Genomic DNA, 16,350 nt, shown 5'->3' with positions numbered 1-16,350 from the left:
GCGTGAGCGGGATTCGGTCGGTGCGGGGCGGGAGTCTCGGGAGGGGATGAGTGCGGCGGCGGCTCGGCGGGCGGAGAAGGCGGGGGCCGATCCGGTGCGGGTGGTGGCTCGGGATGTGTTGCGGGCGGTGCGGGAGCGGGACGCCTATGCGAATTTGGTGCTGCCTGGGTTGTTGCGGGAGCGGAAGATCAGCGGGCGGGATGCTGCGCTGGCTACCGAGTTGACGTATGGGGCGGCGCGGTCGCTGGGGTTGCTCGATGCGGTGATCGCCGACGGGGCGGGGCGGGCGGTCGAGGAGATCGATGGGCCGTTGCTGGATGCGTTGCGGTTGGGGACGTATCAGTTGTTGCGGACTCGGATCGGGGCGCACGCGGCGGTGGATACGTCGGTGGCGTTGGTGCGGGCCGAGTTCGGGCAGGGGCGGGCCGGGTTCGTGAACGCGGTGCTGCGGCGGGTGGCCGAGCGGACGCCCGAGGAGTGGGTGGAGCGGCTCGCGCCGTCGGATCCCTTGGGGCACCTGGCGTTCGAGTACGCGCATCCGGTGTGGATCGCGCAGGCGTTCGCGGACGCGCTGGGGGCGCGGGCCGGGGAATTGCGCGATGTGCTGGAGGCCGATGACGCGCGACCCGCGGTGCACCTGGTGGCGCGGCCCGGCGACATCACCGCCGAGGAGCTGGCGCTCGTCACCGGTGGCGAGGAAGGGCGCTGGTCGCCGTACGCGGTGTATCTCGACGGCGGTGATCCGGGCAAGCTGGAACCGGTGCGCGAGGGCATGGCCGCGGTGCAGGACGAAGGCAGTCAGCTTGTCGCCCTGGCGGTTACGCGCGCGCCCCTAGAAGGCCCGGATACTGGCCGCTGGCTCGACCTGTGTGCCGGTCCGGGCGGCAAGACCGCACTGCTGGCCTCGATCGCCGATATCGACGGCTTCCACGTGGATGCGGTCGAGCCCGCCGAGCATCGAGCGGACCTGGTTCGCCAGGCCACTCGCGGCATGCCGGTCGACGTCCACGTCGCCGACGGTCGGGACAGCGGCCTGACGCCCGGCTTCGACCGCATCCTGGTCGACGCCCCGTGCACCGGACTGGGCGCACTGCGGCGTCGCCCGGAGGCTCGCTGGCGACGCCAGCCGTCGGACGTGCGCGAGCTGGTCGCCCTGCAGCGCGAACTGCTCACCGCCGCATGGGATCTGGTCCGCCCTGGTGGCGTGGTCGTCTACTCGACCTGCTCGCCGCACCTACCGGAAACGGTGTCGGTGGTCGCTGACGTGGTCCGCCGCACCGGCGCTGAGCAACTCGACACCCGCGAATTGCTCCCGGGCGTCCCGGATCTCGGCGACGGCCCCGGCGCGCAGCTGTGGCCCCACCGCCATGGCACCGACGCCATGTTCCTCGCGGCTCTGCGCAAACCCATAGCGCCGCAATAAGTTCCCTGCAGAATTAAGGTCAAACCGACTCGACGGCCTCGGCGCACACTCGCGCCGAGGCCGTCGTCGCAAGGCGTATATCTCGCTGCGGTCGATTCGTCAGGTGCTCACGGACGCGGGCTGTAGCAGCCCGGCGAGTTCCGCCGCCAGGTCCGCGATCATCCGGTGATCGGTGTCGATGACCACCGAGCCGCTGCCCTGTCGTCGCAAGGCGTCGGCCTCCGCGGCGGCGCGGAGGGCGATGCGGTGCTGCTGCCGGGCAGAGGAGCCGAGCAGCGAATCGCCTGCCAGGCGTGGACCTTCGCCGCGACTGCGACGTGCGATGCGGTCGGCCAGCATGCGTGGCGAGGCTTCCAGGTATGCGGTGCTGAGGTGTTCGTGGGCGAGGCGTCGCTGATACCGATGCGGGGCACCGCGGGCGACGACGATCAACGCCTGAGCGCCCGCGTTCCGGTAGCCGTGCCAGACTCGGATCAGGTTGTCGGCCTTGATCTCCGGGGCGAGATCCGACTCGAAGAACCCGAACTGATCTACGTCGATGAACGCGGCGCGTGTGCCACGATCCCGCAGCATTCGCAGGATCTCCCACCCGACGGTCGACTTACCGACCGCGGTCGGTCCGGCCAGCAGCAGAATCGGGGATCGGCTTCCGGGACTACGATCCGCCGATACCAAGGCGGGTGCTGGAAGGGCTTGGGTATCAGGCGGTATCCGCTTGGACAGCCTCCGCACCACCTGATTCACCGTCATCTTCGTGGTGTCGAGCGGCGAGCCGACCCCACCGCGATCGAGGGTGTCGGCCAAGGTCATCAGCTCCTCGAGTCGCTCTGCCGTCGAGCCGCGTCCGAGATACCGGCGGCGCAATTCCTCGGCCTCGCACCGCAATCGGATGAGCGTGAACTCGATGTCTTTCGCGCCAGCGACGTAGGGAGCGATGCCTCGCTGCGGATCGACCACTCCGGAAACGATGATGTGCCGTGCTCCGTAGCCGCGGTATACGGCGATCATCTCGAGGAGGTTGGCGGCCTCCAGCCGGTGATACCCCGGATCATCGGCCGGAGCCGGAAGCATCAGCCCCAGTTGATCGATGTCGATATACGCGACCGCCCGACCCCGTGCGCGCGCCCACTCGTACAGCGTCCATCCCACCGTCGACTTCCCGACCCCCGGCGCACCGGTTATCCACAGCACCGACACCAATGCCAACCCCTCCCGTCGCGGACCCTGCCATCCTCGGCCGATCAGGGAATGGGCTCAACCGATTTTTCAGTCCGGCACATTGCGCTCGAGTTCGTCGAGCCAGGCGGCGGCCGAGGCGTCGCTGGGCGCGCGCCAATCGCCGCGCGGCGACAGCGAGCCGCCGGAGCCGACCTTGGGGGCGTTGGGGAGGGTGGAGCGCTTGAACTGGCTGGTTTGAATGAAGCGCCGCAGGAATTCCGCGAGCCAGCGCTTGATGGTCGGCAGGTCGTATTCGTGACGCTGGTCGGCGGGGATCAGGTCCGGCCACAGCCCGCGGCCGCGGTCGGACCAGGCGTGCTGGGACAGGTAGGCGATGCGGCTGGGCAGGTCGCCGAAGCGGAGCATGTGGTAGAGGTGGAAGTCCTGGAGTTCATAAGGGCCAACCGTGGCCTCGGAGCTCTGCGCGGGGGCGTCGCCGTCGCCGGGAATGAGTTCGGGTGAGATCTCGGTCGCCAGAATGGATTTGAGCACCTCGCCTGCCTCCGAGCCGAGGCCGTCGGTGTCGATGGTCCAGGCGACCAGGTATTTGATCAGCGTCTTGGGTACGGAGGCGTTCACGCTGTAGTGCGCCATGTGGTCGCCGACACCGAAGGTGCACCAGCCCAATGCCAGCTCGCTCAGATCGCCGGTGCCGATCACGAGAGCGTTGTGCATGTTCGCCAGCCGGAACAGGTGCGAGGTGCGCTCACCCGCCTGCACGTTCTCGTAGGTGACGTCGTACTGCGGAACCCCGTCGGCGGCAGGGTGATTCAAATCCCGCAGCATCTGCATGGCCGAGGGCCGGATATCGATCTCGTGCGCGGTCGCCCCGACCGCCCGCATGAGCCGCCGCGCGTCCTCGAGGGTGCGGCTGCTGGTGGCGAAGCCGGGCATGGTGTAGGCCAACACGTTCGAGCGCGGCAGCCCGAGCCGATCCATGGTCTTGGCCGCGACGATCAATGCCACCGTCGAGTCCAGACCACCGGATACCCCGATCACGACCCGCTGGGACCCGGTCGCCGCCAGCCGGGTGCTGAGCCCTTCCACCTGAATCCGGTGCACCTCGGCGCACCGCTCATTGCGGCTCGCGGGATCGGCGGGAACATAAGGGAAGCGCGGGATTTCACGTCGCAGCGCAACCGTCCCGGCCGGGATCGGTAGTTCGACCTCGATACGCCGGAACCGCTCGAGCCGCTCCCGATGATCGTGCACGGTATCGGCGAAACTGGTGGTGCGCAGCCGATCCGCGACGAGTCGCCGCAGATCGATATCGGCGGTCACCACCTGCGGCTGCTCGGCGAACCGCTCACCCTCGGCCAGCACATTGCCGTTCTCGCACACCAGCGCCTGCCCGTCCCAGGCCATATCGGTGGTCGACTCGCCGTGCCCCGCAGCCGAATACAGGTACGCGGCGATATACCGCGCCGAATGCGAGGTGCACAGATCACGCCGATAATCGGCCTTGCCGATGACAATATTGCTGGCCGACAGATTCACCAGCACGCTCGCCCCCGCCAGCGCGGCGAAACCACTGGGCGGCAAGGGAACCCAGCCGTCCTCGCAGATCTCGAGATGAAAAACGAAGTCCGGCAGGTTGGTCGCGGTGAACAGCAGATCGGCCCCGAACGGCACCCGCTGCCCGGCGATCACAATGTGATCCTCCACGGCCTCCCGCGCCGCCGCGAACTGCCGCTTCTCATAGAACTCGCGATAATTCGGCAGATAACTCTTGGGCGCGGCCCCCAACACCCGCCCCCGGTGAATCACAATGCCGCAGTTGAACAACCGCCCCTGCGCCCGCACCGGCGCACCGACCGCCAGCACGGTGTCGATCCCGACGCTCTCCTCGACAATCCGCTCGAGCCCCGCCGCCACCGCCGCGTCCAGCGCATCCTGATGAAACAGATCATCGGCGGTATAGCTGGACAGCCCGAGCTCGGGGAACACCGTCAGCACGGCGTGTTGGGCCGCGGCCTGCCGCGCCGAGAGCAGCGTCTGCTCCGCATTGAACGCCGGATCGGCCACCCGCACCCGCGGCACCGCCACGGCCACACGCGCGAACCCGTGCCGATACAGCGAATCGAACGGCATCTGCGTCAACTCCGACCCCTTCGCTCCGGCCGAGGTGATCATGGTCTAGACGCAATCTACCGTGCTCACTCCCGGGCGGACTGCTCCCGCAGGCGGGCAAGGGTTTTGGACAGGATCCGCGAGACGTGCATTTGGGAGATGCCCATCTGCTGGGCGATCTGGGTCTGCGTCATGGATTCGAAGAATCGCATGGTCAGAATCTTGCGTTCGCGCTCGGGCAGCCCGGCCAGCAGCGGGCGGATGGCCACGTACTCCTCGACCCGGTCGAACTGCGATTCCTCCTCGCCCAGGGTGTCGAGCAGGGAGGCCTCGGTGTCGCGGCCCACGGATACCGCGTCGATGCTGCTGGGCTGGTAGGCGTTTCCGGCAATGACCGCCTGGGTCACCTCGTCGGCGTCGATGCCGAGCTCGGCGGCGATCTCCTTGGCGGTGGGGGAGCGGCCCAACTGCTGGGAGAGCGCGTCGATGGCCGCACCGATGCGCAGGTGGGTCTCCTTGACCCGGCGCGGAACCCGCATGGCCCAGGTGTTGTCCCGGAAATAGCGGCGCACCTCGCCCATGATGGTCGGCACCGCGAAGGACAGGAAGTTCGAGCCGCGCGAGATGTCGAAGCGGTCCACCGCGTGCACCAGCCCGACCCGCGCGACCTGGGTGAGGTCGTCGAAAGGCTCACCGCGCCCGCTGAACTTGCGGGCGATATGGTCCGCGAGCGGAATGCAGCGGTTGATCAGCTCACCGCGCAGGGCGGCGCGGCGCTCGGATTCCGGTGCGGCGGCGGCCAACTGCTCGAACAGCGCGGTGACATCGTCGTACCCGGAGACGGTGCGCGCGACCTCCTCGGCCTCTTCGGCGTCGACGGTCTCCTCGGCGTCCTCCGCCGCCTCGTCGCTGTCGGTCGCCTCGTCGTTCTGGTGCTCCGAAAGCTCCCGCTCCTCGGACGGATCGGGTTGGGTGGGGTCGGGGGTTGATGCGAACACGTCCTTGCCTTCGATCACTACGCCTTCCCCCGGACCCGCCGGAACTCCACCGCCGTCGGGTATCCGGAGAGCGCCGGATCGAAGTCGCCCTGGCTGGCGGTGACCTCATCGGACAGGGTCCGCAGCACATGCCAGCCGAAGCTGCGCTGATCCGGTAGGCCCTCGGCCGCGGCGGTGCCGCTGACCCGCACGAGCAAATCGGACTCGCCCACGGTGAACCGGACCTGCAACGTCGTGCCGGGCGCGGCCAGAGCGATCAGCGTGGAGGCGGCCTCGTCGACGGCCAGCCGGATATCGGCCACCTCGTCCAGGGTGAAATCGCTGAGTAGCACCAGGGTTTCGGCGAGTCCGCGCACGATGGGCAACTGGGAAACGGAGGCGGCGACGCCGATCTCGACCGGTGTGCCACGCAGCCCTTGTTCCGCCGAAATGTTGATCACCCTGTTAAGGCTACCCATTCCGGCGCGCGGCAATCAGCCATTCGGTCGCGCCGACGCAACCGGTCGGCGTCGAGTCCAACCGTGCACCGGTGCTGACCGAGTCGTGTCGTACGGCCGATAGACTCCGCGCTGTGTGCACCTCAACCTCGCCGTTCTCCCGCCCCGCGCCGATGATCGCCCCCTCCATCCTCTCGGCCGATTTCGCTCATCTCGCCGATGAACTGAAGGCCATCGAGGGCGCCGACTGGGTGCACGTCGACGTCATGGACAACCACTTCGTCCCGAATCTGACGCTGGGTTTGCCGGTGGTGCAGAGCCTTTTGAAGGCCACCGACATTCCGATGGACTGCCACCTCATGATCGAGAACCCGGAGCGCTGGGCCCCCGGGTACGCCGAGGCGGGCGCCTACAACGTCACCTTCCACGCCGAGGCCACCGACAATCCGATCGCCGTCGCGCGCGATATCCGCGCCGCGGGCGCCAAGGCGGGCCTGTCGGTCAAGCCCGGCACCCCGATCGAGCCCTACCTCGAGATCCTGCGTGAATTCGACACCCTGCTGGTGATGAGCGTCGAACCCGGTTTCGGCGGACAGTCTTTCATCGCCCACGTGCTCGACAAGGCCAAGCAGGTGCGCCGCCTGGTCGACGCGGGTGAACTGCGCCTGGTGGTCGAGATCGACGGCGGCATCAATATGGACACCATCGAGCAGGCCGCCGAGGCCGGGGTGGACTGCTTCGTGGCGGGTTCCGCGGTGTACGGGACGCCGGACCCGGCCGCGACCGTGGAAGCCTTGCGGCAGAAGGTGATCGCGATCGAGACGGCCTCGGCGTAACGGCCCGGATCGCTCAGCGCCGCAGCAGCGCCTCGATCACCGATTCCAGTGGCGGCACGGTGTCGCTGGACTCGGGGGAGTGGATCCAGGTGCGGTAGCCCGTCCGCTCGTCATCGGCGGACGGGAGCACCACCTGCGCGCCGGAGCACGCGACGGTCGCGTACAGCCGGAACAGCGCCGCCGCGACGGATTTGCTGAGGGTTTCCGGGCGGGCCGGACCGGTGATGAAGGTCCAGCGCCGGGCGCGGGGGTGATCGACGACCGGACCGGCCAGGTCGGCCTGCCGCAACCGTTCCTGGACGCGTTCGCCGAGGTCGGCGGGCATGGTGATGGCACCGTAACGGTTGCCTATCTCCAGCAGGATGTGTCGTGACGCCGGATCGATCGACGCCGGAAGGTGAAATTCGCGCCGGTACTGCACACACCGAACTTCGAGCGTCGAATCGAGAAACGTGGTCACGCCGCACCCCCAACTGTGCCATTTGTGTTGTCTGCCACCTGGATCCGACCCGCGCGGGGGCCAACCCTTCCTTCGTTCGGTTGCTGCGATGATCGCCTCGGCCGCTGGACGCCCGGACGGTTCTTCGTTGAACTGCTCGCGGAGAAGTTGAACTGTTGGAATCAGCTACATAACAATCTTGCGACCATTTTTGGCTCCGCGCAAGATTCTGGTGTAAGCGAGTCGTGGACTGGGTACTTCTTCCGGTTGGCCCAGGTCAGGCCCTGGGTGTACCTGGGAAATACCTACTCTTCAATTGATAAATCCCTCCAATTCGGACAATTTGCGGATCGCAAGTTGGCATATGCCCGATTTCATTTGTCCGCCGGTCTCCAACTCTCCAGTGAACAAGGCCGCATGTCGCCTACGACCGGGCGTCGTTAGGCTGAGGGGGACGACCGTTCGTACCGGGAATACCCCGTGTGGTGCGGGCTGTTGGCGCAAGCGAGAACGCACAGGCGAACGGGAGAGGTAGGGCATGTTCACAGGCATCGTCGAGGAGCTGGGCGAGATCGTCGCCACCGAACAGCTGGACGACTCGGCGCGACTGACCATTCGCGGCCCGCTGGTGACCTCCGATGCCGGACACGGGGATTCGATCGCCGTCAATGGCGTCTGCCTCACCGTGGTCGACCAGAAAGTGGAGGGCGACCGCTTCACCGTGGACGTCATGGCCGAGACCCTCAACCGCTCCAGCATCGGCGGGCTGGGTGTCGGCTCCCGCGTCAATCTCGAGCGCGCCGCGGCCGTGAACAGCCGCCTGGGCGGGCACATCGTGCAGGGCCACGTCGACGGCACCGGCACCATCGTCTCCCGCACGCCCTACGAGAACTGGGAGGTCGTGCGAATCTCCCTGCCCGACAGCATCGCTCGCTATGTGGTGGAGAAGGGCTCGATCACCGTGGACGGCATCTCGCTGACCGTCTCCGGCATCGGGATCGCCGCAGAGGCCTACGCCGACGGTGCGAAGGACTGGTTCGAGGTCTCCCTCATCCCCACCACCCGCGAGCTCACCACCCTGGGCACCGCCCCGGTCGGCACCGTCGTGAATCTCGAAGTCGACATCATCGCCAAGTACGTCGAGCGCCTCGTCCAGCGCGGTTGATCTCCGCGAAAGGTCAGAGGCGGCGCAAAACGGGCACGGCGGCTGGCCTACTGTAATGAGGCACCTAATTCGAGATGGAGCACAACAGACGTGACCAGGTTCGACACCATCGAGCGCGCAGTCGCCGACATCGCCGCCGGAAAGGCGGTCGTCGTTGTCGACGACGAGGGCCGGGAGAACGAGGGTGACCTCATTTTCGCGGCGGAGAAGGCGACCCCCGAGCTCGTGGCCTTCATGATCCGCTACACCTCCGGTTACATCTGTGTGCCGCTCACCGGGGCGGACTGCGATCGCCTGGGCCTGCCCCCGATGTACGCGGTCAACCAGGACAAGCACGGCACCGCCTACACCGTCGCCGTGGACGCCCGCGAGGGCATCACGACCGGCATCTCCGCCGCCGACCGCGCCACCACCATGCGCGTGCTGGCCGACCCGAACGCCAAGTCCGACGATCTGACCCGCCCGGGTCACGTGGTTCCCTTGCGCGCCAAGGACGGTGGCGTGCTGCGCCGCCCCGGCCACACCGAGGCCGCCGTCGATCTGGCCCGCATGGCCGGGCTGGCCCCCGCCGGTGTCATCTGCGAGATCGTGTCGCAGAAGAACGAGGGCGATATGGCCCGCACCGACGAGTTGCGCGTGTTCGCCGACGAGCACGATCTGGCGCTCATCTCCATCGCCGACATGATCGCCTGGCGTCGCCGCAACGAGAAGCACGTCAAGCAGGTCGCGGAAGCCAAGCTGCCCACCGAGTTCGGTGAGTTCCGGGCCATCGGCTACGAGAGCGAATACGACGACGCCGAACACGTCGCGCTCGTGATGGGCGAGATCGGCGACGGCAAGGACGTGCTCGTGCGCGTGCACTCCGAATGCCTCACCGGTGACGCCTTCGGCTCGCTGCGCTGCGACTGCGGCCCACAGCTGGACGCCGCGCTGCAGATGATCTCCGAGCAGGGCCGCGGTGTGCTGCTCTACATGCGCGGGCACGAGGGTCGCGGCAGCGGGCTGCTGCACAAGCTGCAGGCCTACCAGCTGCAGGACGGCGGCGCGGACACCGTGGACGCCAACCTGGAATTGGGCCTGCCCGCCGACGGCCGCGACTACGGCATCGGCGCGCAGATCCTCGTCGATCTGGGCATCACCTCGATGCGGCTGCTGACCAACAACCCGGACAAGCGCGCGGGCATCGAGGGCTACGGCCTGTCCATCAGCGAGCGCGTGGCCATGCCGGTGCGGGCCAACAAGCACAATCTGCGCTATCTGCGCACCAAGCGGGACCGGATGGGCCACGACCTGGTCGGCCTGGAAGACTTGGATCTCGGCGAGACCGCCAACTGACTGTCCGCGCGAACCACTACCGAGAGGGCGTAACACGATGAGCGGTACGGGCGTACCGACCTTCGAGCTCGCCGATGCCAAGGACCTCAAGCTGGGGATCGTGGCATCGCGTTGGCACACCACCATTTGCGACGCGCTGGTCGCCAATGCGGAGCAGACCGCGCGCGCCGCCGGGGTCTCCGACATCACGGTGGTCCGCGTCGCCGGTGCCATGGAACTGCCGGTGGTGGCGCAGGCGCTGGCCCGCACCCACGACGCGGTGGTCGCGCTGGGCGTCGTGATTCGCGGTGGCACACCGCATTTCGAGTACGTGTGCGATTCGGTGACCGCGGGGCTGACCCGGGTGTCCCTCGATGAGAGCACCCCGGTCACCAATGGCGTGCTCACCGTGAACACCGAGGAGCAGGCCATCGACCGCGCGGGTCTGCCGGGCTCGGCGGAGAACAAGGGCGAGCAGGCGGCCGCCGCGGCCCTCGACGCCGCGCTCACCCTGCGCGAACTCACCCAGACCGTATAGCCATGCCGAAGCGGGACGATACCGAGCAGCAGAAGACGGAGTCCGAGGAAACGATGGCCGAGTCGACACCCGCAACCCCCGTCGCCCCGAAATCGGGCACCGCCGAGGGTGACTGGGACCTGGAGGTCCGTCCCCACCACGCCATCGTCACGGTGCGCATCGTGGCGGCCGTGCTCGCGGCCATCTTCATCTTCGGCGGCATCGTCCTGCGCCACGGCTCCACCGGCGTCAACTTCCGGGTCTCCGACCAGATCGGCCTCGCCCTGTTCGGCATCGTGCTGGCCGGTGCCGTCCTGACCCTCACCCGCCCCCGCGTGCGCGTCGGCAAGCGCGGGGTGATGGTCCGCAACATCGTGGGCGACAGCGAGTTCCAGTGGAAGGACATTCGCGGGATCTCGTTCCCCGACAAGAAGTCCTGGGCCCGTTTGGAACTCGCGCACGACGAGTACGTGCCCATGATGGCCATCCGCTCCAACGACAAGATGCGTGCCGCCGAGGCCATGGACAGATTCCGGGAGCTCGGCGCGAAATACACGGCCGGGCAACAGGACTGAACATCCCGGCTGACGGGCTACGCGTCGGGCAGTGGTTCCCGGTCCGGTTCGACCCAGCCCGTCCGCGCGGCGTCGCTGGCCAGTGTCGACGGCTGGTAGAACCGCATGAGTAGGTGCTTGTCGAACAGGCCGGGATTGCGGTCGAGGAAGACGTCGAAATCATCGGTGGGCGTGTGCGCCAGGTGGTGAGCGATCAGCACGACCCAGACGCGGCTGACGGTCGCATGGTATTTCTGCGGCACCCCGGCGTAGCGGGCGGTATTGCGAAGGCCGTCGCTGACCATCGCGACGGTCGCGGGTAATCCGAACCGGCGCAGGGCGAGCCAGGTGACGTGCAGGTGTTCGCGATGACCGAACCGACCGGCGTCGGACATCACCTCGGTCACCAGATCATCGAAGGCCGTCACGATCCGGCCAGCGCTTTCAGGACCCGTCGCGTCTCATCGATCGTCCCTGCCGAAAGGCCTTCCAGCAGGCGAGCTTCCAGTTCGGTCATCGCCCTCAGGACCTCGGCCGCAGCCGTGGCTCCCGCCGGGGTGAGCTCGATCAGCACCGCACGTCGGTCGCCCTGCCGGATCCCCCGGGTGATGAGGCCCTTGCGTTCGAGCCGATCGAGCACCCCGGTGAGGGTCGTCGGTCGGATGCCGATCCCCGCGCCCAGCTCGGACACCGTGCGCCCGCGACCGTCGGCGAGGTTGGCCAGGGCATTGGCCTCGGATTCGGTCACGTCCAGATCGACCACCGCCGCCGACAGGTCCTGCAGGGTGGCATGGGTCGCCCGCTGCAACGTGAGCAGCAAGGGCTCATTTACTACGGATTCGTACTTCACGAATCCAGATTATCTGAATCCGTAGTAAATGCAATGCGCCGGGAACCGGCCTCCGTGAGCTAGCGCGGGCTGCCCAGGACCGCGCCCTCGCGGCGGGGGTCCGCGCCGCCGATCCACCCGTTACCGTCGCGGACCAGGGCCGAGAGGCCGCTGGACTGTGGGGTGACCGAGACCTGGTCGCCGAGGGTGCGCAGTTTCTGCACCACCGCGTCGTGGTCGCCATTGTCGGCGGCGTTCACCGCCGGATGCTCACCGCCCAGGTAGGTGGTGGGGGTGTTGGCCGCACCGAAGTCGATCATGGACACCGCCTGCTGCGGGTTCATGCCCCAATCCAGCAGTCCGACCAGGGTTTTCACCACGAACTGGATGATGACCGCGCCGCCGGGGGAGCCGGTGACCGCGTAGAGCGGGCCGCGGGTGCCGTCGGGGTTGCGGTCGAAGACCAGGGTCGGGGCCATGGAGCTGCGGGGCCGCTTGCCGGGGTCGATCCGGTTGGCGATGGGGTTGCCGTCCTTGTCGAGCGGCTCGGCCGAGAAGTCGGTGAGCTGGTTGTTGAGAATGAACCCGTCGACGAAATGGAAAGAGCCGAAGGCGGATTCGACCGTGGTGGTCATGGCGGCCGCGTTGCCGTACTTGTCGACGATGGAAATGTGGCTGGTGCCGTGCTCGGGCTGTTGCGGGCCATTGCCGACCGGGACCGGGCCGAAGTCGCCGGGCTTGGCGGTGCCCAGACTCTTGGACGGGTCGATGAGGGCGGCGCGCTGCTTCAGGTAGTCGGGGTTGAGCAGCGTCTGCGGTGAATTGCCCGGCAGCGGAACGAAATCCGAGTCGGCGATGTACTTGTCGCGGTCGGCGTAGGCCAGGCGTTCGGCCTCGGCGATGAGGTGCACGGCCTCCGGGGTGGGTTTGCCGCCGTCGCGGGCGGTATTGCCGTCACCGGACAGGTCGCTCGGCTTCATCGACGACAGATCGAAATTGGACAGGATGCCCAGCGCCGACTCGACCGTGATGCCGCCCGAGGACGGGTTGGGCATGCCGCAGATCTCGTGGCCGCGATACGGCGAGCACACCGCGGTGCGCTTCTTCGCCTGGTAGGACTGCAGATCCGCGAGCGAGAGCTGGCCCGGCGTGCGCCCGCCGGAGGTGGTCGCGGTGGTGTCGACGATATCGGCGGCGATCGCGCCGGTGTAGAAGGCGTTCGGGCCGTCGGTGGCGATGGCCGAGAGCGTCTTGCCGAAGGCCGGATTGGTGAGTGTGGTCCCCGCGGTCTTCGGGCTGCCGTCCGGCTGGAGGAAGTACGCCTTGGCATTGTCGTCGCGGGCCAGATCGGCCTTGGAGTCGTTGATCTGGCTGGCCATGCGCGGGGAGATCTTGAACCCGCCGTCGGCCAGATTGATGGCCGGGGTGAACAGGTCCTTCCAGGGCTGCTTGCCGTGCTCGTTGTGGGCCGTCTCGAGCAGCCGCAGCACTCCGGGCACGCCGATCGAGCGACCGCTGGCGCGCGCGTTCGGTTGCGGCACAGTGTGATCGGCGGCGCTGATGTAGCGCAGATAGTCCTCGGTGGCCGCGGCGGGTGCGGTCTCGCGCCCGTCGTAGGAGTCGACCGTCTTGGTGGTGGCGTCGTAGTACATCAGGAACGCGCCGCCGCCGATGCCGGTGGCCTGCGGCTCCACCAGATTCAGCACGGTCTGGGCCACGATGAGCGCGTCCGCGGCGGTGCCGCCGTCGCGCAGCACCTTGCAGGCCGCTTCCGTCGCAACGGGATTCGCGGTGGAGACCGCGAAATCGCCGGTCTTCACCGGGGTCATGCCGGTGCGGTAGCCGGTGGCGACCTCCGGGCGCAGCGCCAGATTGGTGCCGCTGGGACCGGTCGGCACACCGGAGGTGACGGGAGTTCCATTGCTGGACACCGTGCATGACGCGGTGTGGTTCGTCGAGGACGAACAGGCGGTCATCAATCCGACTATGAGCAGCAGAGCGGCAGCGCCGCCCCCGGTTCGTCCCAAGCGCCTCATGATCGGACTCTATCGCCGTGCGGGCGGCTGGGAAGGGCTTTGACGGGCCGAATGGGCGGGTTGTCGGGATCAGCCGTCCTCGCAGGTCACACCGTGGATTATCAGCGGTTTCGCGGCAATCGCCGGTGAATGGCACCAATTGGTCGCTTGACCGGCCATATTCGCGGGAAATTCACCCGCCCGGAGCGCCGATTCAGCTCTCAGCAAACGGCAAGGTACCCTCAGCGTGCCTCACTTCACGATTGCGGAGGGTTAACCCGGCGAATGACCGAGATCCGGACTACTGCCACCAGCCTCAACGCCGAGGACAGCGGCTATCACAAAGCGCTCAAACCTCGGCAGTTGCAGATGATCGCCATCGGCGGTGCCATTGGCACCGGCCTGTTCCTGGGAGCGGGTGGCCGCCTGCACAATGCGGGCCCCTCGCTGTTCCTGGTGTATCTCGTCTGTGGCGTTTTCGTCTTCTTCATCCTGCGCGCGCTGGGTGAACTGGTACTGCACCGCCCGTCCTCGGGCTCGTTCGTCTCCTACGCGCGCGAATTCTTCGGTGAGAAGGCCGCATTCGTGGCCGGGTGGATGTACTTCCTGAACTGGTCCATGACCGGCATCGTCGACACCACCGCCGTCGCCACCTATCTGCACTACTGGGGCCCGTTCCAGCCCATCGCGCAGTGGATTCTGGCGCTGGGCGCGCTGATCATCGTGCTCGGCATCAACCTGGCCTCGGTGAAATGGTTCGGCGAGATGGAATTCTGGGCCGCCATGATCAAGGTGCTGGCCCTGGTGACGTTCCTGGTGGTCGGCACCGTCTTCTTCGCCGGGCGCTTCAAGGTCGACGGTGCGAGCACCGGCTTCGGCATGGTCGCCGACGCGGGCGGCTGGTTCCCCACCGGCGTGCTGCCACTGGTCACCGTCACCTCCGGTGTCGTGTTCGCCTACGCCGCCGTGGAAATGGTGGGCATCGCGGCGGGCGAGACCGAGAATCCGGCCAAGATCATGCCGCGCGCCATCAATTCGGTGATCATGCGAATCGCGGTCTTCTACTGCGGCTCGGTCATTCTGCTCGCGCTGCTGCTGCCCTACACCGATTACAAGGCGGGGGAAAGCCCGTTCGTCACGTTCTTCGGAAAACTCGGTGTGGCGCACATGGGCTCGATCATGAACTTCGTGGTGCTCACCGCGGCGCTGTCGAGTTTGAATGCCGGACTGTATTCCACCGGACGCATTCTGCGGTCGATGTCGATGAACGGCAGCGCGCCGAAATTCACCTCGCGGATGTCGAGCGCCGGTGTGCCCTACGGCGGCATTCTGCTCACCGCGGTGATCGCGCTGTTCGGTATCTGGCTGAATTACATCGTGCCGTCCAAGGCGTTCGAAATCGTGCTGAATGTGGCCTCGCTGGGCATTCTGGCGTCGTGGGCGACGATCGTGCTGTGCCAGTTGAAGCTGTACCACTGGTGGCGCAAGGGTCGCGCCGAGCGGCCCGCGTTCCGCATGATCGGCGCTCCCTACACCGGGTACGCCACGCTCGCATTCCTCTTCTTGGTGCTGGTCCTCATGGCATTCGACAAACCGGTCGGTACTTGGACGGTGGCGAGCCTGGTGATCATCGTGCCCGCCCTGGCCATCGGCTGGAAGCTGGCCAGCCCGCGGGTGCTGGCCATCGCCAAGATGCGCGAGGGCTACACCGGTGAATTCCCGGTGATTCCGCCGATCCCCCTGGACGACAAGTAGTTTCCGGCTTCCGGAGGTACACTGGGTAACTGTCTCCGGACCTGGGCTTTTCCACGGCCGCACGCGAAATCGCGTGCGGCCGTTATGTGTTCGAGATCACTGTTTGCCGCGCTATCTATCGGCTGTGGCCATGGTCATAACTTGCGCAACCGGATTGTCCGAAATCCGAACGGTTGGTTAGCGTCAGGTTGAGCGCGTTCGCAGGGGGCGCGTGACCAGGGGTTACTCGATGAGGAGTGCTGTGAGTTCGCAAACGGCTTGTGCCGACGAGGTGGATATGACACCCGTTGCCGCGGAAAACGGTGTTCCGACCACATTTTTCGCCCGGATTCTCGACACGGTGCGGGGGCTGCGTCGTGATAGCGCCGAGATCGACGTCCCCGGCAAGGTCCGGGAAACCCAGTTCGCCGCCTTGGCGGCCATGGGACTCGCGGTCCTGCACGGTCTGCTGTCCATCGCGGGCGGCGCGGCCTCCGTGGTCGGCAGCCTCGGACAGTTCTTCGCGGCCTGGGTGATCGGCGGTGTCGCACTGCTTTTCGGGCTGCGTTCGCGCTGGATCTGGATCACCGCGCTGGGATTGGCCAGCCTGCAGGTGTTTTTGGGGATCTTCACGTTGGTGTCGGCCGAAATGCCCACCGGCGTTGGGCCTTTCACCGTGTTGATCGGAGTCATGGTGTCGGGCGTCGTGCTGGCGCTGCTGCTGCGTCGGGACCTCTACCGCTGGTTCGCGCTGGCCTGAGACGAAGACTGCCGCCCATCGGATGAGGGTGGGCGGCAGGC

General features: G+C 67.1%; 16 protein-coding genes. 8 read left to right on the top strand and 8 right to left on the bottom strand.

Features of this window, described 5'->3' with window-relative positions; all coding sequences use genetic code 11:
* Positions 1-46 precede the first annotated feature (46 nt).
* The gene (locus VMT40_RS26190) at positions 47-1,423 is read left to right on the top strand and encodes an RsmB/NOP family class I SAM-dependent RNA methyltransferase (RefSeq protein ID WP_326361440.1); all 1,377 of its coding nucleotides are present in this window, start codon (positions 47-49) and stop codon (positions 1,421-1,423) included.
* Positions 1,424-1,522: 99 nt separating this feature from the next.
* On the opposite strand, the gene VMT40_RS26185 is transcribed toward VMT40_RS26190, so the two are convergent.
* The 4 genes from VMT40_RS26185 to VMT40_RS26170 all read right to left on the bottom strand — a co-directional run bounded on the left by VMT40_RS26185 (position 1,523) and on the right by VMT40_RS26170 (position 6,149).
* Positions 1,523-2,614 (bottom strand): AAA family ATPase, encoded by a 1,092-nt coding sequence (locus VMT40_RS26185; protein ID WP_326361756.1) that lies wholly within the window; start codon positions 2,612-2,614, stop codon positions 1,523-1,525.
* Positions 2,615-2,689: 75 nt separating this feature from the next.
* A complete protein-coding gene (locus VMT40_RS26180) occupies positions 2,690-4,774 on the bottom strand; it encodes an NAD(+) synthase (RefSeq protein ID WP_326361439.1) in 2,085 nt (694 codons plus the stop codon).
* Positions 4,775-4,797: 23 nt separating this feature from the next.
* Positions 4,798-5,724, bottom strand: a complete 927-nt coding sequence (locus VMT40_RS26175; RefSeq protein WP_442790062.1) for a SigB/SigF/SigG family RNA polymerase sigma factor — start codon at positions 5,722-5,724, stop codon at positions 4,798-4,800.
* Between the two features lie 2 nt (positions 5,725-5,726).
* Complete coding sequence (locus tag VMT40_RS26170; RefSeq protein WP_326361437.1) at positions 5,727-6,149, bottom strand: ATP-binding protein; 423 nt, start codon at positions 6,147-6,149, stop codon at positions 5,727-5,729.
* Positions 6,150-6,319: 170 nt separating this feature from the next.
* Between VMT40_RS26170 and rpe the strand changes: the two genes are divergently transcribed.
* A complete protein-coding gene (gene rpe, locus VMT40_RS26165; RefSeq protein ID WP_326361755.1) occupies positions 6,320-6,982 on the top strand; it encodes a ribulose-phosphate 3-epimerase in 663 nt (220 codons plus the stop codon).
* A 13-nt stretch (positions 6,983-6,995) separates the two neighbouring features.
* Here the strand turns inward: rpe and VMT40_RS26160 are convergent, their stop codons facing one another.
* The gene (locus VMT40_RS26160) at positions 6,996-7,442 is read right to left on the bottom strand and encodes a hypothetical protein (RefSeq protein ID WP_326361436.1); all 447 of its coding nucleotides are present in this window, start codon (positions 7,440-7,442) and stop codon (positions 6,996-6,998) included.
* 517 nt (positions 7,443-7,959) lie between these two features.
* Here VMT40_RS26160 and VMT40_RS26155 point away from each other — a divergent pair.
* The 4 genes from VMT40_RS26155 (at position 7,960) to VMT40_RS26140 (ending at position 10,992) form a co-directional block, all read left to right on the top strand.
* Positions 7,960-8,586: a riboflavin synthase gene (locus VMT40_RS26155; protein ID WP_326361435.1), complete on the top strand. Its 627-nt coding sequence runs from the start codon at positions 7,960-7,962 to the stop codon at positions 8,584-8,586.
* 90 nt (positions 8,587-8,676) lie between these two features.
* Positions 8,677-9,921 carry a bifunctional 3,4-dihydroxy-2-butanone-4-phosphate synthase/GTP cyclohydrolase II gene (locus tag VMT40_RS26150; protein WP_326361434.1) on the top strand — a complete coding sequence of 415 codons (1,245 nt, stop codon included), beginning with the start codon at positions 8,677-8,679 and terminating at the stop codon, positions 9,919-9,921.
* A 37-nt stretch (positions 9,922-9,958) separates the two neighbouring features.
* A complete protein-coding gene (gene ribH, locus VMT40_RS26145) occupies positions 9,959-10,438 on the top strand; it encodes a 6,7-dimethyl-8-ribityllumazine synthase (RefSeq protein ID WP_326307822.1) in 480 nt (159 codons plus the stop codon).
* A 2-nt stretch (positions 10,439-10,440) separates the two neighbouring features.
* Entirely contained in the window at positions 10,441-10,992 is a 552-nt protein-coding gene (locus tag VMT40_RS26140; RefSeq protein WP_326361433.1) for a PH domain-containing protein, read from the top strand.
* Positions 10,993-11,009: 17 nt separating this feature from the next.
* Here VMT40_RS26140 and VMT40_RS26135 read toward each other — a convergent pair whose 3' ends face one another.
* The 3 genes from VMT40_RS26135 to VMT40_RS26125 are packed head-to-tail and all read right to left on the bottom strand — an operon-like array spanning position 11,010 to position 13,836.
* Complete coding sequence (locus VMT40_RS26135) at positions 11,010-11,399, bottom strand: hypothetical protein (protein WP_326361432.1); 390 nt, start codon at positions 11,397-11,399, stop codon at positions 11,010-11,012.
* Positions 11,396-11,821: a MarR family winged helix-turn-helix transcriptional regulator gene (locus VMT40_RS26130; RefSeq protein WP_326361431.1), complete on the bottom strand. Its 426-nt coding sequence runs from the start codon at positions 11,819-11,821 to the stop codon at positions 11,396-11,398. Before VMT40_RS26130 ends, VMT40_RS26135 begins: the two co-directional genes overlap by 4 nt.
* A 59-nt stretch (positions 11,822-11,880) precedes the next feature.
* Positions 11,881-13,836, bottom strand: a complete 1,956-nt coding sequence (locus VMT40_RS26125; protein ID WP_326361430.1) for a gamma-glutamyltransferase family protein — start codon at positions 13,834-13,836, stop codon at positions 11,881-11,883.
* Between the two features lie 264 nt (positions 13,837-14,100).
* Between VMT40_RS26125 and VMT40_RS26120 the strand changes: the two genes are divergently transcribed.
* Positions 14,101-15,570 carry an amino acid permease gene (locus tag VMT40_RS26120; protein ID WP_326361429.1) on the top strand — a complete coding sequence of 490 codons (1,470 nt, stop codon included), beginning with the start codon at positions 14,101-14,103 and terminating at the stop codon, positions 15,568-15,570.
* Between the two features lie 241 nt (positions 15,571-15,811).
* Positions 15,812-16,309 carry a hypothetical protein gene (locus tag VMT40_RS26115; protein ID WP_326361428.1) on the top strand — a complete coding sequence of 166 codons (498 nt, stop codon included), beginning with the start codon at positions 15,812-15,814 and terminating at the stop codon, positions 16,307-16,309.
* Positions 16,310-16,350 lie beyond the last annotated feature (41 nt).

The organism is Nocardia sp. CDC160 (assembly GCF_035818795.1).
In the GTDB taxonomy this organism is placed as follows: domain Bacteria; phylum Actinomycetota; class Actinomycetes; order Mycobacteriales; family Mycobacteriaceae; genus Nocardia.
The sequence above is the reverse complement of the archived record's forward strand: the minus strand, read 5'-3'. Positions and strand labels throughout refer to the sequence as shown.